Source organism: Sphingobacterium sp. xlx-96 (assembly GCF_011007365.1).
GTDB lineage: Bacteria > Bacteroidota > Bacteroidia > Sphingobacteriales > Sphingobacteriaceae > Sphingobacterium > Sphingobacterium luzhongxinii.
On sequence record NZ_WFKM01000007.1, the window covers coordinates 102,068 to 123,026 of the forward strand.

A 20,959-nucleotide genomic window follows, 5' to 3' on the forward strand; every position below is an offset into this window, starting at 1 on the left:
TGTTAAATTTACATTTTCTAAACAGGGTTGCTCTTTACCCCTTAGAAAATACACACACACTAACTATTGGTATATAAATGGTTCATTATTATTCAGCTGATTATGTGATGCCAGTCACGTCCAGCCCTATCAAAAATGGGGTGATTGCAATGGACGAAAATGGTACGGTTTTGGGAATATATGATAATGATTCGGTGCCGAATAATGTAGAAATAGAACGCTTGAAGGGCGTTTTGATTCCTGGTTTTATTAACGCACATTGTCATTTGGAGTTGTCTCATTTGATAGGCAAAATTTCTCAAGAGCAGGGTTTGGTTAAATTTATCACCGAAGTGATGTCAAATCGGGGTGCAGACGATGACGTTGTCCGTGAGGCTATGATAGCTGCAGATCGAGCGATGTACGATAGCGGTATACAAGCGGTGGGCGATCATGTAAATTCGGCTATTTCCGCTAGCGTGAAAGAAGCAAGTAAGATTGCTTATCATACTTTTGTTGAAATATTGGGATTGAATGATGAAGAAGTGAATCGTAAGATTGACGAAGCGCGGGAGCTTGAGTTTCATTTTGATTCTAGTCATGCTTCTATAACACTTCATTCTCCCTATTCTTGTTCTAAGGCACTTTTTAAAGCTTTTAAGAAGTCAGTTTCCGATGACAATATCATTTCAATCCACAATCAGGAGAGTGAAGAGGAAAATAAGCTTTTCCGTTACAAAACTGGGGATTTTTTAGAGTTCTATAAGCAAATCGGTTTTTCTGCAGATGATTTTAAAGCGCAGGCAAGAAATTCGGTACAGACCTACATGTCTTATCTCCCGACGGGCAATAAAATTATCCTCGTACACAATACTTTTACTTCATTAAAAGATTTAGACTTTATCCGCAGAATGGGAAGGGATGTGGTGATGTGTCTCTGTCCAAAGGCTAATCTATATATTGAGGGCACCCTTCCTAAAGTAAGTATTCTTGAACAAAATGGATGTGAGATTGCTATAGGTACGGATAGTTTGGCGTCTAATGATACCCTAGATATATTGGACGAGCTCAAAACATTGCACAAGCATTTTGCTGACCTGGATTTTATCAAAACGATACAGTGGGCGACCATCAATGGAGCAAAGGCATTGTCCTTGGAAGAGAGTTTAGGCTCATTAGAAGTGGGCAAGACTCCCGGTCTGTTACTTGTTAAAAATATGAATCATTTCAAAATGACGGACAAAGTTCAAATAGAACGTATTGCTTAAATAAAATTATTACTTTTGTAGTTAAGAAGCGTCGGCGTATACTTCACCTGAGTAAGGCAGGAGAATACGCCGATGTTCCGTATATGACTATATATTACAGATGAAATATTCATGTAGCGCAGGCCGCGAAAACACGAATGACCGCGAAGCAGCATGCACAGCAATTACAACAATTCGTGCATAATATACTTTGGATATTCCATATGACCATTAAAAGTCAGATCGAGCTTGTGAGCTCATCTAAGATAATTATTTATATATGAAACATTGGGATATTACCGTTAAAGGAAAAGTTCAAGGCGTATATTTTAGGCTTACAGCAAAAGCGGTCGCTGATCAGCTTGGTGTTAAGGGGTTTGTACTGAATGAAGCAGATGGTTCTGTATATATCGAGGCAGAGGGTGATGATTTTGCTTTAACTTCGTTGGTTGAGTATTGTGAAGAGGGACCGGACAGGGCAGAGGTAGAATCTGTTGTGTATAAAGAGCGTTTGGAGCTTCAGGGCTTTACGGATTTTGTTGTATTGAAAAGACGAAAATAAGCTGTTGTGTCTTCTATTAAAAAGTTCTTAAGCGACACGGTGATTTATGGTATGACCACCATTGTATCACGGATGATCAGTTTTTTGATGACGCCTATTTACCTGCGGAAATTTCAGAATGCAGGCACATATGGTATATATACTAGTTTTTACGCTTGGGTCTCCATGTTGAATGCTATTTTGGCATTTGGGATGGAGACTACTTTTTTTAGGTACCTGCAAAAGCAAGAGATTGCGGACAAAGACAAAGTTTATAATAACAGTTTCTTTGTGACCTTGTTTATGTCGGTCCTGTTGCTAGGGAGTGTTTTTATTTTTACAAGGCCGATAGCTTCATTTTTTTCCGAAGGAGGAGATATAGACTTATATGTTCAATATGTAAAGTTTTTTGCCTTTATTTTGGTCGCGGATGCATTAGCAGTTGTTCCTTTTGCTAAAATAAGAGCCCAGGGACGCCCTGTTCGATACAGCTATCTGAAATTTATCAACATCTTCGTTACCGTCGGTCTGAATTTGTTTTTTATCGTTTTCCTACCGAGGTGGAGGGTTGAATCTTCATTTTGGGCATCGTTTTCGTTGGGTTGGTTTCAAGAAGGGTGGCTCGGGTATGTGTTTATCTCTAATTTGGTAGCTTCTGTATTAACGCTGGTTTTGTTAGCTCCCGAATTGTTGAAAGTACGTTTAAAAGTTGATAAAGTGCTTTTGAAAAATATGCTGAGGTATAGCTTTCCTATTTTGATTGCAAATATTTCTTTTATCATCAACGAGAACTTGGATAAAATGTTTTTTAGAAAGCTTTTACCCGGAGAATTAGGGGTCACTGAATTAGGGGTATATGGTGCTGTAGCTAAAATAGCTATTTTTTTAAATCTATTTGTTACAGCGTTTCGATTGGGAGCCGAACCTTTTTTCTTTTCGCATGCGAACAATGCGAATGCACCACGTACCTATGCCGCTGTCATGAAGTATTTCGTCATTCTGATGGTGTTGGTAATGATCGGGTTAAATGCAAATATCAGCTGGATAAAGGAATTTATAGAAGGAAACGCGAAAAATCCTGAAGAGTATTGGTCTGGATTGAAGATATTGCCGGTATTATTGTTTAATTATGTGCTTTTGGGTGTATATATGAACCTTTCTGTGTGGTATAAATTGACTGATCAAACCAAATATGCGATATATATATCGGGTGTAGGTGCTTTGGTTACGATAGCTTTAAATGTACTGTTAATTCCCTTGTATTCTTATGTGGGAGCCGTTTTATCAACCAGTCTTGTATATTTGGTTATGATCGGACTGTCCCTGTTTTGGGGGCAAAAATATTATTCTATACCTTACGCTTTTGGTAGCATTAGCCTTTATCTGCTTATTGGACTGGTGATTTCTCTAGCAAGTTGTTTTGTATTTGACAGTAATGTATGGGTAGGGAATTTATTATTAATTGTTTTTAGCGTTTGCACTTTCTTCTTAGAAAAGAATGCTGTTTTGAAGTTGTTAGGGAGAAGATAAAGTTTAGAAATTAAAGTGTTAAGGAAGGTTATACCGGCTCACCAACAAAACTATCTTTTATTTCATCTAAAACCTCGATGATTTCGTCATAGAGATTCAGTCCTACAAGTTTCATACGGTATTCTTTAAAATTGGGTATGCCTTTGAAATAGTTTGCGTAGTGCCTGCGCATTTCGAATATCCCAAGTTTATCACCTTTCCACTCAATGGATTTGGTGAGGTGGCTACGACACACTTCCACGCGTTCTGCTATGGTCGGACCTTCCAAACGTTCTCCTGTTTGAAAAAAATGTTTGATCTCTCTAAAGATCCAAGGATAACCGATAGAGGCTCTACCTATCATGATACCGTCTACTTCATATTCCTGCCTCCAGGCGGCTGCTTTTTCGACAGAATCGACATCACCATTACCGAATATTGGAATCTTTATCCGTGGATTTCGCTTGATATCTCGTATCATAGACCAGTCTGCCTGCCCTTTGTACAGCTGCGCACGTGTTCTTCCGTGTATGGCTAGCGCTTGTATGCCTACATCCTGTAGGCGTTCGGCCACTTCGTAGACATTTTTGGTATTATCATCCCATCCTAATCTCGTTTTTACGGTGACAGGGAGATGTGTTGCCTCTACGACAGCTTTGGTCATCGCTACCATTTTATCTATGTCTTGCAACAAGGAGGAACCTGCACCTTTGCAGACCACTTTCTTGACAGGGCAGCCATAGTTGATGTCTATAAGATTGGGGTTTGCTTTGGTGCATATCTCGGCAGATTGCCGCATAGAATCGATGTCACCACCAAAAATTTGGATACCGATAGGTCGCTCGTATTCGAAGATGTCCAATTTTTGAACGGATTTTGCTGCGTCGCGGATGAGTCCCTCTGAAGATATAAATTCGGTATACATCATATCTACGCCATTCTGCTTACAAACGTAACGAAATGGCGGGTCGCTGACATCCTCCATAGGAGCCAGAAGTAATGGGAATTCACCTAGATCAATGTTGTTACCAATTTTTACAGACATGGTGCAAAATTAAAGCTTTTTGCGTAAATATGCGAATTTGCAAATGCGCGGATTTGCAAATGGTCAAATCTTCATTTAAATAGTTAACTGTTTAACAAAGTCTTGCATCGCTTCTCCTGGATTGGTGGTTTTCATAAAGTTTTCACCAATTAGGAAGGACTGAAATCCGCGTTTTCTTAAATCTAAGATGGTTTTTGGGGCAGAGATTCCACTTTCCGAAACTTTGATATACTGATCTGGTATTTTGTTGACAAGGTCGTAGGAATGGTTCAATGAAACGTTGAAATCCTTTAAATTCCGGTTATTTACACCGATAGCATCGATGCTATCGAAAATGTTATGTTGAAGTTCTTCTTCATTATGTACTTCCAATAACACGTTAAGACCTAGTGATTTAGCGTGTAGGGACAAGGATTGGACGGCTTCTGAGGTAAGGCATGCGGCAATTAGGAGGATAATGTCTGCTCCATATGCTTTTGCTTCTGTTATTTGATAGCTATCAACGATAAATTCCTTGCGGAGTAGTGGGATCTGTAGTACTTCCCTAGCACTGCTAAGGTCGGCAAGACTACCTTGAAAGAAGTCCCTGTCGGTAAGTACAGAAATGGCGGAAGCTCCGGCTGTCTGGTAGCCTTGTACGACTTCTTGGACGGTCGAACTATTATTTATAACCCCTTTAGAAGGCGACGCGCGTTTATATTCGGCAATGATGCCTGTTCGGAGTGGATTTTCTACCGATTCTTTTAAGGAATAGCAGGATCTAGGAAATAAAGGGAACTTTTCAAGCTGTTGCAAGGATGTTTTGGACTTTGCTTCGGCAACTTCTGTTTTTTTTCTTTCGATGATTTTATCCAGTATAGTCATATTTGTTGTTATCAAGTTCTGAAGTTATATTGTTATCAAGTTATGTTGTTATTGAGTTGTCTTGTTATGCTGTTATCGAGTTATCTAGTTAACTTGATAACATGTTCACTTGTTACCCCGTAACCTTCATAACCTTTTTAACTTCATTTCAACCAATTTTCAATTAATTTCTTTCCATTATCGGTCAATATCGACTCCGGGTGGAATTGCATTCCGCGCACATCGTACTGTTTATGTGCTATGGCCATGATAATTCCATTTTCATCGATAGCAGTGATTTTTAGAACGTCCGGTAAACTTTTCTCATCGACAGCCCAAGAGTGGTATCGTCCTATTTTCGATTCTTCGGGAAAGCCTTGAAAAAGCTTTTCGTCTTTGTCGGTTATAATGATGGATGAAGCTATACCGTGTAGGGGTCTTGACATGTTGAAAAGTTTGCCGCCAAATACTTCCGCAATCGCCTGTTGGCCGAGACATATCCCCAAGATACGCTTTTTGGATGCGTAGGTTCGGATTACGTCCATCAGTAGTCCGGCTTCTTCGGGTATACCAGGGCCCGGAGATAGCAATATGTTCTCAAATTGATCGATATAGTCCAGATTGAATTTGTCGTTACGTACGACTTCGTAGTCTACTCCTAATTCCTGTAACAAATGGACTAGGTTGTAGGTGAAAGAATCATAGTTGTCTATGACTAAAATTTTATCTTTGTTCATCTTGTAACAATTGACTGGTTTCCACTAGTTGCTGTATTTCTTTATTCGTCGCTATCAAATCTACGAACTCTGTGTCGTTTGTATTTCCTCTCTTTTGTTTTTCTGCCATATACTGTTTGCGTAAATGGAGTAATTCCAAAATTCTGGTATCAATAGTTTCGATGCTTGATGTGAGATGTGTCGTATTCTCACAGTATTCAAGAGGACGTATCATAGGGTTTGTGCTATTTCAAGGGCTCTGCGCAGTGCAGCTATTTTGTTGTTTACTTCTTGTAGTTCTTTTTCTGGATCCGAATCCAATACTATACCTGCTCCAGCTTGGTAGTGTAATACATTCTTCTTACTCAAGAAGGAACGTATCATGATGGCATGGTTAAAATCTCCGTTGAAGCCCATAAAGCCGATTGCCCCTGCGTAGAAAGAACGTTGCATTCCTTCATAGCGATCTATCAACGTGATGGCCATATGTTTTGGGGCACCCGATAGTGTGCCAGCGGGATAGGTGTCGCCGACGACGTCAAATGGATTGGCACTAGGCGTTAGTTTTCCCGATACCTTGGAGACTAAATGGATGATATGGGAATAGTACTGTGCTTCTTTGTATGATTTGACTTGAACGTTCGTACAGTGACGACTAAGGTCATTGCGGGCCAAATCAACCAGCATGACGTGTTCTGCCGATTCCTTTGGATCATTTTTTAGTTCTTCGGCTATTTTTTCATCTTGTTCCATGTCGCCCGTACGTTTGAAGGTTCCCGCTATCGGGTATATGGTTGCCTCTCCCTTTTTGATGGTGAGCTGTGCTTCCGGTGAAGAACCAAAAAGCTTGAAGTCTCCGTAATCAAAGTAGAATAGGTAAGGGGAAGGGTTGATGGCACGCAGGGCTCGATATACATTGAATTCATCGCCTGCAAATGATGTTGAAAACCCTCGAGAAGGTACGATTTGGAAGACGTCACCTCTACGTATATGAGCTTTCATTTTGTCAACAAGTGCTTTGAACGATTCATCGGTCATGTTTGATTTCTCTTCTCCTGTTGTATAGAAAGAATACTCTGGGAAATTTTTGTTTTGAATCAAGTATTCGATACGTTCCAGGTCGCTTTCTTTCTCGTCAAGTAGATGCTCGAAGATGTAAAGCTGATTGCGAAAATGATCGATAGCAATGACATATTTGTATACATGGTATTGTAAAAAGGGAATTTTTCGTGCGTCTTCTAATTTGGCGGTGAGGGTTATATCCTCAAAATGTGCTACAGTGTCGAAGGTGAAATAGCCAAATAATCCGTTGGAAATGACGTTTGTGTCAGCTAGGTATTCTTCCTGAAACGATTGCCTAAAAGCGGATACTTCAGTTCGTAAGTCGATGGATGAGGCTGGTTTGACAATCTTTTCTTGGTTTGGATAGCTAATCGTTAAGTCATTTTCATTGAGTGCTAATCCGGCAATCGGTTGGCAGCAGATATAGCTGATGTTGTTGTCCCGGCTGTGATACTCCGAACTTTCGAGTAGAATAGTGTTTGGAAAGATATCCCGCATACGAAGATAGATACTAACTGGTGTGGTGGTGTCAGCTAGTATTTTTTTGTGGTTTGTTTTGAATGCGTATGTCATATATGTTTAATTGTTGGTAAGTCTTTATTTATTTTTTTTCAGTTTTTAAAGCGCTTTTTTTTCGAAGGTTCTGGTTTTGTAACTATATTAAACAAAAAAAGCCCGACGAAATACGTCGGGCTTTTGATTTATGGTTTTGGTTGATTAAAAAAATCCTTATTCTGAAAACCAATAGAGGTGCCTCCCGACGCTATTTGCTCCAGGCCACCACCAAAATTGATATGTACTTTGTGTCATCATTACACTGCAAATTTAGAATAATTTTTAAATAATCAAACTCTTTTTGTTAAAAAAATAAAACTTTCATGATTTTATTGAATTATCAATAGAATCATGAAAGTTCTTGATACCCTTTGAAGATAGATTCTTTCAGAAAAATAAAGTTGCAAATGCTTACTTATTTAGCAACTGCTACTCTTCTTTCAATAAATCTGGCCTTCTTTCCTGTGTTCGTTGGAGTTGTTGTTCATCCCTCCACGCATTGATTTTGGCTTCGTTGCCACTTAATAGGATATCAGGAACCTTATGCCCACGCCATTCAGCAGGTCTTGTATATATAGGAGCATCGAGTAGACCATCTTGGAAGGAATCGGATAAAGCGGAAGTTTCATCGGATAGAACACCGGGTATTAGTCGTACTATAGCATCGACGAGGATAGCTGCCGGAAGTTCGCCTCCTGAAAGGACATAGTCACCTATCGATATTTCGCGTGTCACGAATACATCGCGTATGCGTTGATCTATTCCTTTATAGTGCCCACACAATACAATGATATTGCCCCGTGTGGAGAGATCATTAGCGATAGCTTGGTTAAGCGTAGTACCGTCCGGAGTCATATATATGATTTCATCATACTCTCTTTCGTTCTGGAGTTTCTCGATACATCGAGCGAATGGTTCGATTTGCATCACCATACCGGATCCTCCTCCATAAGGATAATCGTCTACAGACTTTTGTTTGTGGGTACTGTAGTCTCTAAGGTTGTGAACATGAATTTCCGTCAAGCCTTTTTTTTGTGCGCGCTGTAAGATTGAATGTGCAAATGGACTATCCAGCAAGGAGGGTAATACGGTAATGATGTCAAATCTCATCCTGCAAAAATAAGTAAAATGCTTTGTATTCGCGAATTTTTACGGTGCGCGGCTTTGTGATATATCCGGCTAGGGAGCGGTTGACGGATTAAATTGTTACAATAATTAACACTATATATTAATGTTTGAACAAATAATATCGAAATGATAATAGGATTAAATCTAAGTAGTTTAACGGTTTGTCTTAAAATTTTATTTTGATTTATCGAATAGATTGAAATTATATTTTGATTATTTTATTTTTCTTAAAATATGTTAAATCGAATAGTGGGGTTGCTTGATTTTCATTGCTAGAATATTTTGATTATGTTTATTTTAATGAAAAACGTTTTGATTTAAAAAACTTGCAATGACAACTTGTGTCCCTTATATTTGTCACCCTGATTCTTTTAGATGATGGCATACTAACTATTTGTACTTCTCTTTAATTATGGAAAGCACTATAATGCTTTCTATAGCCTGCTATTTGCTGTCTAAAGTCTGCATTAAACTATTGGTTGTGTTATATACCAAAGTTTAGACATGAAAATTATTTTTTATACACATATACTTTAACATGAAACAAAAATTACTCAGTTTTATTTTTGTGTTTACATTCCTTGTCGGGGTTTCGTTTGCACAAAATCGTCAGGTGAGTGGTAAGGTTACTTCTTCAGTAGATGGTGCTCCGGTAGCAGGTGCATCCATTTCTGTAGTAGGTACCAGCACTGCTACGCAGACTGACAATGCAGGTGTCTTTAAGATTAATGTTGCCGAGGGGTCGACTTTGAACGTCTCTTACATCGGTTATCTTGCACAACGTATTACGGTAGGTACACAAAACACCCTTAACATTGTGTTAGAATCCGAAGAGAACGCTTTGGAGGAAGTGGTCGTTACGGCAATGGGACAGTCTCGTCAAAAAAGAGCTTTAAGTTATGCAACACAAGAAGTGAAAGGCGATAAATTGACGGAAGCTGCCAATAGTAATTTAGCGACGGCGATCCAAGGTAAAGTGTCGGGGGTACAAGTTACGCCTTCGTCGGGTATGCCAGGAGCTTCTGCCAATATTACCATCCGTGGCGCACGTTCGTTTACAGGTAATAACTCTCCTTTGTATGTAGTGGACGGAATGCCGATTTCTTCCGGAAATGACGTTTCGACTGGAAATAGTGTTTCCGGTGCCGACTATGCATCGAGAGGATTGGATATTGACCCAAATGATATAGAGAGTATTAATATCCTAAAAGGACAGGCTGCTTCGGCGTTGTACGGTATGCGTGCTTCTAATGGCGTAATTATTATTACTACGAAAAGCGGTAAAGGCAAGCAAGGGAAACCTCAGATTTCTTACAATTCTAATGTTTCGTTTGATAAAGTGTCTGTGTTGCCTGATTTTCAGGATACTTATGCCCAAGGGATCGGAGGTAAATATTCACCAATGTCCTCGACTTCTTGGGGACAACGTATAGATCAGTTGCATTTAGATCCAGTATATGGAGGAAGTGTGGATAATGCCTATACGCAGAAATACGGAAGACAAGAGGGGAAATACTTTGTACAGCAACGTGCTAATGCGGGATTAGATCCATGGGCGACTCCACAGTCCTATAATAATGCAAAGGAATTCTTTGAGATCGGGAACACATATAATAACTCGTTTAATATTGTTCAAGGTTTTGACAAAGGAAGCTACGCGATGTCATTAGGAGCTACCAATGCTGATGGTATTGTGCCTTCAACAGGTATGGATCGCTATACTGCAAAGCTAGCTGGCGAGGCAAAATTATCAGATAAATGGACTACAGGTTTTAGTGGTAACTACGTGAATTCTAAAATCACAAAACAGACAGGAGCCAATAACGGTATTATAGCAACCTTGTACGGAGCACCGGCATCTTATGATCTTAAAGGTATTCCTTCTTATTACCTGAATAATCCTACGCAACAAAATACATACCGTAGTACAGGTGGTTTCGATGGTGTTTATTGGGCCGTAGATAACAACAAGTTTTCTGAGAACACGCAGCGTTTCTTTGGGAACGGATTCGGGCAGTATGCTACAGATCTAGGTGATAATCAAAAGTTGATCCTTAAGTATCAAGCAGGTGTTGATTCTTACACAACTAATTATACGGATCTTTGGGGATACGGACATGCCAATGCTAACGGTGAAGTCGAAAACTATCATATCTCTGTTACGGAATGGAACTCTTTAGGGACAGCTTCTTACAACTGGAAGATCAATGAGGATCTTGTGTTTGATGCGATGATCGGTAATGAGATTGTTAATCGTACGCGTAGAAGAGATTATGCTTACGGTATGAATTTCAACTTTCCGGAATGGAATAACATTAATAACGCGGCAACTGTAATCACAGAACAAAATTTGCGTAATAGCCGTACGTTTGGTACGTTCGGGAGTTTAGCGTTAGCTTACAAAAATATGTTGTTTTTGAATGCTACAGGGCGTAACGATATTGTTTCTTCTATGCCACGTAACAATCGTTCATTCTTTTACCCTTCGGTATCTACGGCATTTGTGTTTACAGAATTAGAGTCTGTGAGAAACTCGATCTTAACAATGGGTAAGATAAGAGCGTCTTATGCAGAAGTGGGACAAGCGGGTGATTATTATTTGAGCTACTACGATAAGCCTGTTTATGGAGGAGGATTTTCTTCGGGTACGCCTATTCTGTATCCAATCAATGGTACTACTTCATATACACCGTATTCAATCATTTACGATCCAAGTCTAAGGCCTCAAAATACGCAGGCGATCGAAGTGGGTACAGATTTGACATTCTGGAATGGTTTGGTGAATTTGAACTATACCTTCTCACGTCAGAATGTAAAGGATCAGATCTTTCAGGTTCCTTTAGCGGCCTCAACAGGTTATTCTAGCTTGGTCACCAACGGAGGTAAGATTCATACCAATACACATGAGTTGACACTGGCTGTAGCACCTTACAGAGATGGAGATTTCAAATGGGATTTTGCCTTCAATTTTACAAAGATTGACAACTATGTTGACGAGCTAAAGGAGGGTGTTAATAGCATTTTTATGGGAGGATTTACCGAGCCTCAGGTGCGTGCAGGTATCGGTGAGAAGTTTCCGGTCATTTACGGTGTTTCTTACTTGAGAAATGACGCAGGACAGATTGTCGTAGATGCAGATGGTATGCCACAGGCAGGTCCAGAGCAAGTTATCGGTTCTGTTTCTCCAGACTTTAATTTAGGCTTTAATACGAATTTTGAATACAAAAAAATTCGCTTGTCTGCAGTTTTTGATTGGAAGCAGGGCGGTCAGATGTTTCACGGTACAGCAGGTGTTTTGGATTATTATGGTGTGACTCAAAAGTCAGCAGATTTCCGCAGTGGAACAGGATTTATGTTTGAACAAGATGCTGTTAAAGAGGTCGCTCCGGGACAATACGAGAAAAATGATATCGTCATAGATCCATCTAGGGCTTTCGAATATTTTACGAATATGAATGATATCTCCGAGTCATCAATTCGCGGGACTTCATTTGTGAAACTTCGGGAAGTAGCCTTAGGTTATCCAGTTTATCAAACATCTAAACTAAAGGTAGACGTTAATGCATTTGCACGTAACCTCATTCTTTGGTCGGAACTTAAAGGATTTGATCCTGAGGTTTCACAAGGTAATACCAATATGTCTGGCGCATTCGAACGGTTTTCACTTCCAGGCACGTCGAGTTATGGGTTAGGTGTTAATATTAAATTCTAATAATTACGACAATGAAATTAAAACTAAATATAGTAGGCTTACTCGCTATAGGAATTTTAGCGACTCCAGTACTTTTCACTTCTTGTTCAGAGGATGTTATGGACGGGATCAATGAGAATATCGATAAGCCGAAAGATGTACAAGCAAAATTTATTCTTACTGATATTATTACGCGTACAGCATTTTACAACGTAGGGGGGGATTTTAATACGTACTTGTCAGCCTATGTAGAGCATGAAGCAGGTACGCACAATCAACTTTGGAATGCCGAACAAAGACTTAACTCAGTATCAGCAGCTTCTACATTTAATAACGTGTGGGGTTCTGTTTATACAGCTTTGAGAGATTCCCGTTTGGTGATCGAAAAATGTTCTGAAGGCGGATCTCAATCTGGTAACTACACTACTTTAGGTATAGGACAGGTGATGGCTGCTTACAATTTAGCGCTATTGACCGACTTGTTTGGTGATGTCCCATATTCTGAAGGATTTAATCCTTTGCAAGTCCGTGCTCCTAAATTGGATAAACAAGAAGAACTATATAAGCAGATCTTTGCCTATTTAGATGCAGCTGTAGTTAATCTACCGAAAGGGGATACCCACGGATCAGGTCCAGTAGGAACGCAGGATTTGTTGTTCGGGGGTAACATTGGTAGTTGGACTAAGTTTGCCTATGGATTGAAAGCCAGATATTCGATGCGTCTGTTAAATAAAACAGGAGCTACTGCAGAGGTATTGAATGGGATCGTTGCAGATGTCGATAAGTCGTTTAAAAACGCTGCAGAAGAAGCGAAGTTTAAAATTTATGATGCTTCAAATCTGAATCCTTTATTTGATTTTCAGTGGTCTAGAGATGGTCTTGCAGCAAGTAAGAGTATCGCAGATAAAATGATTGCGCGTAAGGATCCAAGAGCTACTCGTAGCTTTATGAATCCGCCAAAGGCTATTGATCGGGTTACAAATTGGATTCAGGTCGCCAATATAGGTAATGATCAGGCTGCATATGATCTGTTGGCCGTAAATGGTAAAAATGAGCAGGTTCAAAACAAATATTTGACCTCTGTATTTGTTTACGCACAGACAGCTCCGACACAGTTCTTGAGTTACCATGAATTGCAGTTCTTGAAAGCTGAAGCTTTACAACGATTAGGTAAAGGTAGCTCAGAGGTAGAATCTGTCTTGAAGGAAGCAGTTACAGCTGCTATTAAAAATTCGGAGATTTCTATCAACGCGGCATTTTCTGCTCCACGTGTTTTGTCGAATGGCGTAATTACAGAGACTTCGCAGGATTTAACCGATGCAGATATCTCAACTTACTTTAATGACCAAGTAAAAGCTCTATTTTTGGCTAACCCGTTAAAAGAGATTGCTAACCAAAAGTATTTAGCTTTTTACGGCGCTTCTGGCGAGTCTACGGAAATGTATAACGATATCCGTCGATGGAAAGCTAACGGCGAAGAGTTTATCGAGTTGAAAAATCCAGGTAAATTTCCTTTGCGTTTGCCATACGGTAACGATGATACAACGACTAATCCAAATGTGGAAGCAGCATTTGGAAATGGACAGTACGTTTATACCGAGCAGGTATGGTGGGCTGGCGGTACACGATAAGTTCTATTTTTTAATTAATAGGATGCCTCTCATGAAAATGGGGGGCATTTTTTGTTTGTTTAATTTTTTCTTTCTATCTCTTTTCTGGTACGAATTAGTGGCTTGAAATCTGGTTTTTATTATTGGTTGTTTAGTTAATAGTTTCTGTCATCGTTACAATTAGAATAGGATTCCGTATTTTTTCTTGTTTAAAGTGATGTTTCTGAAAAAAAAATGTTAAAAAGTGTGAAACTTTATTTTTTTTTATATGTTTGCATAGTAATATCACTGCTAAGATAGTACGCTACTAACAACAAACAATTGTAAAAACTAAACATACAAACACATGAAACAAAAATTACTCAATTTATCCCCTCGTCTTTGGATTTAAATTATTATTTAAAGCCGGAGTCGAACCGAACAGTTACCAAGGGTACGAATCTAATTTATTTCTTAACAACTCAGATTTAGCAATCGTTATTAGTTCTGTTTTTAATTTTATCAGATTTTGATAAAACTTTCCATCTGTGTCTAATAAGTGTTAGGTATGGGACTGTGATAGTATATCTAAATTTTGCGTTGTATAATTTGTTATAAAAAATTTTAACTAAACACATAAACACATGAAACAAAAATTACTCAGTTTATTTTTTGTGCTGACATGCCTTATCGGCGTGTCGATGGCACAAAATCGGCAAGTGAGTGGGAAGGTTACCTCTGCAACAGATGGTTCTCCTATTGGAGGAGTATCTGTGTCAGTTGTTGGCAGCTCTACCGCTACACAGACTGATGGTGCAGGTAACTACTCAATATCTGTGCCCGAAGGTTCGACTTTAAATTATAGTTATATTGGATATGCCTCGCAAAGAGTTAAGGTTGATTCACGCTCTGTTGTTAATGTAAGTCTAGTTTCTGCAGACAATTCTTTAGAAGAGGTCGTGGTAACGGCTATGGGAATACAACGTTCGGCGAAGAGCTTAACTTATGCTACTACCAAAGTTAACCCGGATGATTTATTGCAAAATTCTGAACCAGATTTATTAAAATCTATGCAAGGTAAAGTAGCAGGGGTAGATATTCGTACTTCTCAGGGAACTCCTGGAGCGGCGACACGTTTTCAAGTTCGTGGTAATTCGTCTTTTTTTGGTGATAATCAACCTTTAATTATTGTTGATGGGGTGCCGTATGATAATTCTATGGTAGAATCTAGTAGCATGACTTCAGGAGGTGCAGCTTATTCTTCGGGTATCTCAAATCTAGATCCAAATGACATTGAAAGCTTCAACGTGTTGAAAGGGTCTGCAGCAGCAGCTTTATATGGTTCCAGAGCTTCCAACGGTGTTGTTATTATTACAACTAAATCTGGGAGTGCGAAGCTAGACCAACCTACATCGGTAACGTTAAGAAGTTCCATTTCCTTGGAAAACATAGCAAATCTTCCGGAGTATCAGAATTCATATGGTGCGGGTTCTCAGTTTAATTATTCAGCATCTAATGGTTCTTGGGGACCAAAATTTGGGACGATTGATAGCATTCCCACTTGGGGCCCATATTTGGCAGCATATCCAGAGCTTTTTGGAAAAAATGTTGCTTATAGAGCTTATCCTAATAATGTTAAGGATTTATTTCAAACTGGGCGTGTTTTAGAGAACTCGATAAATTTTGCTGGAGGATCGGCAAAATCTGGGTTCAATGTGACCTTATCTCAAATGGATCACAAAGGGTATGTACCAAATTCTTCATTTAAAAGATATAATTTATCTGCTGGGGGAAATTTGAAAGTTTCAGAGCGCATGAATGTGCGAGGTAGTTTAGCTTATACAAATTCTAATCAAGTCGGTGGTTATTTTGGAGAAAATCAGGTTGACGGTGCGGCTTCATCGTTTGCTCGCTCATTATTTTTAGCTCGTAATTGGAACGGATCTTTGCCATGGTCTGATAAGCTTGGAAATAATTTGAATTGGCTCGGAGCAGGGCAATTTGATCATCCTATGTGGTCTGCTTACAATAATTACGCTACGACACTAGAGAATAGAGTTTTAGGTTCTTTTGCAGCAGATTTCAAAATCAATGATTGGTGGAAATTAGACTATAATTTAGGTGCAAATTTAGGGTTCATGAATAGAAATGAGGTTTACGAAATTTCATCTAGAGCAAAAGAAGGGCTTGGCGCATTGATTATTGATAAACGGGATACCAAAGAATTAGAAACAACGTTTAAAAGTACGTTTACACCAAAAATTACGGATGAAATTTCTCTTACTGGTGTAATAGGGTTTAACTATAACCAACGCATTGTTGATCGTAACCAAGATGAAGGGAAGCGATTTATTGCAAGAGGAATTTATAACTTAACAAATACGGAGCAAAAGTTGTTCAATATAGATTTTTTTAATAAAAGAAGAATCATGGGACTTTTTGCTGACGCAACGTTTGACTATAAGCAGTACTTGTATCTTACTTTAAGCGCCCGTAATGATTGGTCTTCTACGTTGCCTAAGAGTTCGAGATCATATTTTTATCCTGGTGTTTCAGGCGCTTTTGTGTTCTCTGAGGCTTTGGGCCTAGAAAGTGATATTTTGAGTTTTGGGAAAATACGGGCGGCCTGGGCAAAGGTCGGACGGGACACGGATCCATATAGTTTGTTGACTACTTATGTTGTTGAAAATAATTTTCTTGGTAAGCCTACGGGGCATATTGATTACAGATTTCAATCACCTAATTTAACTCCTGAATTCTCAAATGAGGTAGAATTTGGAGCAGAGCTTATTTTGTTTAGAAATCGATTGAATCTGGATGTTAGTTGGTATAATAAAACGTCTACAGATTTATTAGCACCTATTGCTCTTTCGCCATCGTCTGGTTTTGACGAGTACTTTACGAATTTTGGCAAGATAAATAATAAAGGTGTTGAAATAAGTTTAGGCCTCAAGCCGTTATCTCCAGATAGTCCTGTTAAGTGGAACCTTACTGCTGCATTTACAAAAAACAAAAATATTGTTGAAGAACTTATCGCTGGTACCCCGCGTATTGAGTTGAGAGCAATGTTAAGCGGTTCGATCTCTACATATCTTGAGCCTGGAATGCCTTTTGGTTACTTGAGAGGAACCAAGGTTTATAGAGATGACGAAGGAAATGTCTTGATAAATCCTGCTACGGGAGGTATGATCGAGGATAAGACCCAGGAGTATATGGTTGGTGACCCAAATCCCGATTTCAAGTTAGGTATTAATAATACGGTTACTTATAAAGGTTTCTCTTTTGCAGCTTTATTTGATTGGACAAAAGGGGGGGATATGTATTCTGTAACTAACAGCTCCTTATTAGGTAGAGGTGTTACAAAGGATACGGAGGGACGCGAGTACAACGCGATTCTACCAGGTGTTTATGGAGACCCCATTACTGGAAAGCCAATTCTCGATGGAGCACAGAATAAAATTTGGAACCAGACAAAGTTAACCGTAAATGATTTGTACTTTTCTCCAAATCCAGATATTGGTCAAACTTTTGCTATCAATACTGCAACGGAGTGGAATATCTATGATGCCACTGTTTACAGATTACGTGAAGTTTCAATTGGCTATGAATTGCCGAAAGCGATCTTTAATAATTCATTCATAAAAGGGGTGAGTTTGAGTGTAACAGGAAGAAATCTGTGGTTTTTTGCCCCGAACTTTCCTAAGTATTCAAATTTTGACCCAGAAGTTGCTAGCTACGGTTCTTCTTCTTCTCAAGGTGTTGAGTTATCTGCGGCGCCAACAACAAAGCGTTATGGTTTTAATTTAGTTGCAAGATTTTAATTAAGAAATTATGAAAATGTTTAGAAATATAGTGGTAGTGGGGTTATTGTTGACATCAGTCTCGTGTTCCAAGCAACTAGATATCAACACAGATCCCAATAATCCATCTGAGTTAGAGTCTAAGATATTATTACCTCATATTCAGAAATTTATAGGTCAGAGTTTAGCCATGACTTCGGGGTTTAGTACAAGCTTATCGGCATATATGCATCAGATGGTTCATTACGGCGATTACGATCAATATGGTGCTGCTGGTAACGATTTTGAAACGTCACAAGGATGGCAATATTCATATAGGGATGTATTGACAAATGCAGATATTATTATTAAGCAAGAAACAGAGGAAGGAAATCTTCAATATGTTGGTATCGCTAAAATAATTAAGGCATATACATTTTCTTATCTAGTGGATTTGTATGGGGATATTCCATTTACTGAAGCGAATAAAGTTGCTGAAGGGATCTTATATCCTAAATATGATAAGGGACAGGACATTTATAAGCAATTGATAACCTTGTTAGATGAAGGTGTCGCGGATCTGAAGAATACGACTGCTACAAATTTAAAAAAGCCAGCTGCAGATGATTTGATTTATGGTGGTAGTGTTAATAATTGGGTAAAAGCAGCAAACTCTATAAAATTTAAATTATTAGTGCAAGTGCATAAAAAAGAGGATGTAAAAGCCCAGATAAGTGCGCTAATTGCGGAAAATAATATGATTAGCACCAACGCTGAAGCTTTCATGATTCCATACGGTAAGAATGAGGCAACAGATGATCGTAATCCCGGATTTGGCGAATATTTTGCAACACAACGAACTATGCACGTCAGTCCATGGCTTTACGAAATAATGGCCGGTTATAACACAAGTATATTTGAAGGACTAACTGATCCGCGTATTCCGTATTATTTTTATAATCAAATGAAAGCATCTGATGCAGCAAATACAGAGTTGGAGTATAGAGACGGAGGTTTTGTCTCGAAGTATTTTGGATCTCAAGGCCCTAAGAGAGGTTCAAATGTACAGAATCAAGTTTCTCTTTTTGGGATATACCCAGTGGGAGGACGATATGATGACGGTAAAGGTGGTTCTGCTTCAGCTACTTCTGGAACTGGGGCGGCTCCATACCGTTTAATCACTAATGCAGATATTTTGTTTTTGAAAGCGGAGTTAATACAGGATGGTACAATAACAGGAGATGCAAAAGCAGTATTGGAATCTGCAATTAAGGAGGCTTTCAAAATGGTCGACTATGTTGTTTCAAAAAATGGATCTACTCAAGTTATTCCTACATTAGCGACATCTTCTGCTGCTACTGGTTATATCACTGGAGTTATGGATGAATTTACTTCAGGAAATAGTACGAAAAAAATGGAAATTATTATGACACAAAAATGGTTATCTAGTGTTGGGTCATCTGTTGATCAGTATAATGATTATAGGAGAACCGGATATCCAGTGTTGTTTTCCGCTGCAAATCTTGTTGATGGTAAAATTACCCCACCATTAGAAGGTAATGGAGGTGAAAGCTTGCCTTCGGTGATTATACTGTTTAACAGAAAATTTCCGAACTCATTGCCGTTTAATCAGGATGAGGTAAATAAAAACCCGAATACACCTGCTCAAAAAACAGATCTGAATGGAGCGAAGGTGTTTTGGATGCCATAATATTAAATTAGTGAGAAAATGAAAAGAATTTTATATATTATAACGTTGATATCACTAGTTGTGGTTTCAGCTTGTCGAAAAAGCGACAATGCAACAATGCTGGATGGTATAGTGTATCTAAATGAACCTATCTTTAAGAAAGTGTTGCAAAATTTTGACGAATCGATAGCCTTTCAAGATCCCTTGGCATTTAAAGGAAAGTTTACTGTTGGACTTAAATATAACGTTGATGCTATGCCGAAGTATCTTGATATTGTCGTAACGAAAAATCGAGACACAGGAAAGGATAAGCCTTATCCTGTTTCGAAAAAAATTCGAACTAATGTAACTTCCTTTCCTGAAGAAGTTGAAATTACAGGACAGCAAATCGTCGATTTATTCGGGGCTATAGCTTTGGGAGATAACTATGATATCGGAGCTAATTATATCACCGAAGATGGGAAAGAGTATGAGGCATTTCCACTTTATGGGGATGGATACGGAGCTGGTGTTGCATCTCAAGGAGGATCCAATCCAACTATTCGTTATTCCTGTATCTGTACATTTGATATGGATGAGTTCCTAGGTGATGGCAAGTTTGAGACACTTGTTGATGGTTGGGAAGATTTTGGAGTAGGTACTGTTGTGGATGTCAAAAAAGTAGATGAAGAGACTTTTGAGATTGTTTATCCTATTGCTGGTTACAACAATATTAAAGTGGTTGTAAATCCAGGAGATAATTCTATTAGTGTCGCGAAGCAACCATTAGGAGCCTATCCTGCTCCATGGCCTTATGGAGTGTATTCGGTAGAATCTAAAGGTGGTGCTGTCAATAACTATCTTAATCCTTGTGAAGGAACAATTAAAATTAATGGCAGCTATACGGTTAGTGCCGGAGGGTTTGGAGAATATGTGTTAGAATTAAAGAAAAAATAGGGCAGCTTCGAGCAGTTATAAAGGAAAATAAAGGTCGTCTCTCGTAGTTGATACGACCTTTATTTATAAACTATGTAACTTTGTTTGATTCGATTTTCTTATCTTAAGAAGACAAATCCATATCTCGTTATATATTATACTAATCATACATTATTTAATAATGATAATAAAGGTTCTGCTATATTATCGTGTTACATATGGGGTGCTTTGACGGTTCATTGAATTAACAATACACTACAGGATGTTATGTTGTCCTCGATAAGCGTTTCATTTCGAGAGTCTGTATATCAGTACATAAAATATTATTAAAATGTTGTGTATAATTAAATTATTCTAATTCTTGAAGAAAAGTGAGTAAAAACATCTAATTACTGTTATTACTGATTTTGTATCAGCTTTGAGGATTCCATTGAATGTTTAAGCGATATAATCCCCTCTATAAGTTAAAGCTAGCATCTGTTGTTTAGTTAAATAAGTTGCAATATTGTTACATTGAAAATTCAATTCCATATTTTTTCTTGTTTACACCTGTTTTTTTAAAAAAAATATGTTAAAAAATGTGAAATATTGTTTTTTTTTATATGTTTGCATAGTATTGTCGTTGCGATAATACAACTACTAACACAGAAACAATTTTAAAAACTAAACA

14 protein-coding genes are annotated in these 20,959 nt (G+C 38.5%); 8 read left to right on the top strand and 6 right to left on the bottom strand.

Annotated elements, in window-relative coordinates; all coding sequences use genetic code 11:
• Nucleotides 1-77 precede the first annotated feature (77 nt).
• From G7B20_RS10685 to G7B20_RS10695, 3 genes are all read left to right on the top strand, one after another.
• Entirely contained in the window at nt 78-1,247 is a 1,170-nt protein-coding gene (locus G7B20_RS10685; RefSeq protein WP_164111068.1) for an amidohydrolase family protein, read from the top strand.
• Between the two features lie 259 nt (nt 1,248-1,506).
• Entirely contained in the window at nt 1,507-1,788 is a 282-nt protein-coding gene (locus G7B20_RS10690; RefSeq protein ID WP_164111070.1) for an acylphosphatase, read from the top strand.
• 6 nt (nt 1,789-1,794) lie between these two features.
• Entirely contained in the window at nt 1,795-3,297 is a 1,503-nt protein-coding gene (locus G7B20_RS10695) for a polysaccharide biosynthesis C-terminal domain-containing protein (protein ID WP_317164276.1), read from the top strand.
• 28 nt (nt 3,298-3,325) lie between these two features.
• Here the strand turns inward: G7B20_RS10695 and dusB are convergent, their stop codons facing one another.
• The 6 genes from dusB to trmD form a co-directional block, all read right to left on the bottom strand.
• On the bottom strand, nt 3,326-4,321 hold the full coding sequence (gene dusB / locus G7B20_RS10700; RefSeq protein WP_164111071.1) for a tRNA dihydrouridine synthase DusB: 996 nt from the start codon (nt 4,319-4,321) through the stop codon (nt 3,326-3,328).
• A gap of 75 nt (nt 4,322-4,396) precedes the next feature.
• A complete protein-coding gene (trpC, locus tag G7B20_RS10705) occupies nt 4,397-5,185 on the bottom strand; it encodes an indole-3-glycerol phosphate synthase TrpC (RefSeq protein ID WP_164111380.1) in 789 nt (262 codons plus the stop codon).
• Nucleotides 5,186-5,328: 143 nt separating this feature from the next.
• Entirely contained in the window at nt 5,329-5,901 is a 573-nt protein-coding gene (locus G7B20_RS10710) for an anthranilate synthase component II (protein WP_164111073.1), read from the bottom strand.
• Complete coding sequence (locus G7B20_RS10715) at nt 5,888-6,115, bottom strand: hypothetical protein (RefSeq protein WP_164111075.1); 228 nt, start codon at nt 6,113-6,115, stop codon at nt 5,888-5,890. The genes G7B20_RS10710 and G7B20_RS10715 overlap by 14 nt, the downstream gene beginning before the upstream one ends.
• Nucleotides 6,112-7,515, bottom strand: coding sequence for an anthranilate synthase component I family protein (locus G7B20_RS10720; RefSeq protein WP_164111078.1), 1,404 nt, complete (start codon nt 7,513-7,515; stop codon nt 6,112-6,114). Before G7B20_RS10720 ends, G7B20_RS10715 begins: the two co-directional genes overlap by 4 nt.
• Nucleotides 7,516-7,926: 411 nt before the next feature.
• Nucleotides 7,927-8,607 (bottom strand): tRNA (guanosine(37)-N1)-methyltransferase TrmD, encoded by a 681-nt coding sequence (trmD, locus tag G7B20_RS10725; RefSeq protein WP_164111080.1) that lies wholly within the window; start codon nt 8,605-8,607, stop codon nt 7,927-7,929.
• Between the two features lie 556 nt (nt 8,608-9,163).
• Here trmD and G7B20_RS10730 point away from each other — a divergent pair.
• The 5 genes from G7B20_RS10730 (at nt 9,164) to G7B20_RS10750 (ending at nt 20,310) form a co-directional block, all read left to right on the top strand.
• Nucleotides 9,164-12,337 carry a SusC/RagA family TonB-linked outer membrane protein gene (locus G7B20_RS10730; RefSeq protein ID WP_164111082.1) on the top strand — a complete coding sequence of 1,058 codons (3,174 nt, stop codon included), beginning with the start codon at nt 9,164-9,166 and terminating at the stop codon, nt 12,335-12,337.
• An 11-nt stretch (nt 12,338-12,348) separates the two neighbouring features.
• Complete coding sequence (locus G7B20_RS10735; RefSeq protein WP_164111084.1) at nt 12,349-13,947, top strand: SusD/RagB family nutrient-binding outer membrane lipoprotein; 1,599 nt, start codon at nt 12,349-12,351, stop codon at nt 13,945-13,947.
• A gap of 602 nt (nt 13,948-14,549) precedes the next feature.
• The gene (locus tag G7B20_RS10740) at nt 14,550-17,726 is read left to right on the top strand and encodes a SusC/RagA family TonB-linked outer membrane protein (RefSeq protein ID WP_164111086.1); all 3,177 of its coding nucleotides are present in this window, start codon (nt 14,550-14,552) and stop codon (nt 17,724-17,726) included.
• A 10-nt stretch (nt 17,727-17,736) separates the two neighbouring features.
• The gene (locus tag G7B20_RS10745; protein WP_164111088.1) at nt 17,737-19,395 is read left to right on the top strand and encodes a SusD/RagB family nutrient-binding outer membrane lipoprotein; all 1,659 of its coding nucleotides are present in this window, start codon (nt 17,737-17,739) and stop codon (nt 19,393-19,395) included.
• Between the two features lie 18 nt (nt 19,396-19,413).
• Complete coding sequence (locus G7B20_RS10750) at nt 19,414-20,310, top strand: hypothetical protein (RefSeq protein ID WP_164111091.1); 897 nt, start codon at nt 19,414-19,416, stop codon at nt 20,308-20,310.
• Nucleotides 20,311-20,959 lie beyond the last annotated feature (649 nt).

Coding starts and splice junctions, on each gene's coding strand:
- G7B20_RS10685 (WP_164111068.1), top strand. CDS start 78: ATGGTTCATTATTATTCAGCTGATTATGTGATGCCAGTCACGTCCAGC.
- G7B20_RS10690 (WP_164111070.1), top strand. CDS start 1,507: ATGAAACATTGGGATATTACCGTTAAAGGAAAAGTTCAAGGCGTATAT.
- dusB (WP_164111071.1), bottom strand. CDS start 4,321: ATGTCTGTAAAAATTGGTAACAACATTGATCTAGGTGAATTCCCATTA.
- trpC (WP_164111380.1), bottom strand. CDS start 5,185: ATGACTATACTGGATAAAATCATCGAAAGAAAAAAAACAGAAGTTGCC.
- G7B20_RS10710 (WP_164111073.1), bottom strand. CDS start 5,901: ATGAACAAAGATAAAATTTTAGTCATAGACAACTATGATTCTTTCACC.
- G7B20_RS10715 (WP_164111075.1), bottom strand. CDS start 6,115: ATGATACGTCCTCTTGAATACTGTGAGAATACGACACATCTCACATCA.
- G7B20_RS10720 (WP_164111078.1), bottom strand. CDS start 7,515: ATGACATACGCATTCAAAACAAACCACAAAAAAATACTAGCTGACACC.
- trmD (WP_164111080.1), bottom strand. CDS start 8,607: ATGAGATTTGACATCATTACCGTATTACCCTCCTTGCTGGATAGTCCA.
- G7B20_RS10730 (WP_164111082.1), top strand. CDS start 9,164: ATGAAACAAAAATTACTCAGTTTTATTTTTGTGTTTACATTCCTTGTC.
- G7B20_RS10735 (WP_164111084.1), top strand. CDS start 12,349: ATGAAATTAAAACTAAATATAGTAGGCTTACTCGCTATAGGAATTTTA.
- G7B20_RS10740 (WP_164111086.1), top strand. CDS start 14,550: ATGAAACAAAAATTACTCAGTTTATTTTTTGTGCTGACATGCCTTATC.
- G7B20_RS10745 (WP_164111088.1), top strand. CDS start 17,737: ATGAAAATGTTTAGAAATATAGTGGTAGTGGGGTTATTGTTGACATCA.
- G7B20_RS10750 (WP_164111091.1), top strand. CDS start 19,414: ATGAAAAGAATTTTATATATTATAACGTTGATATCACTAGTTGTGGTT.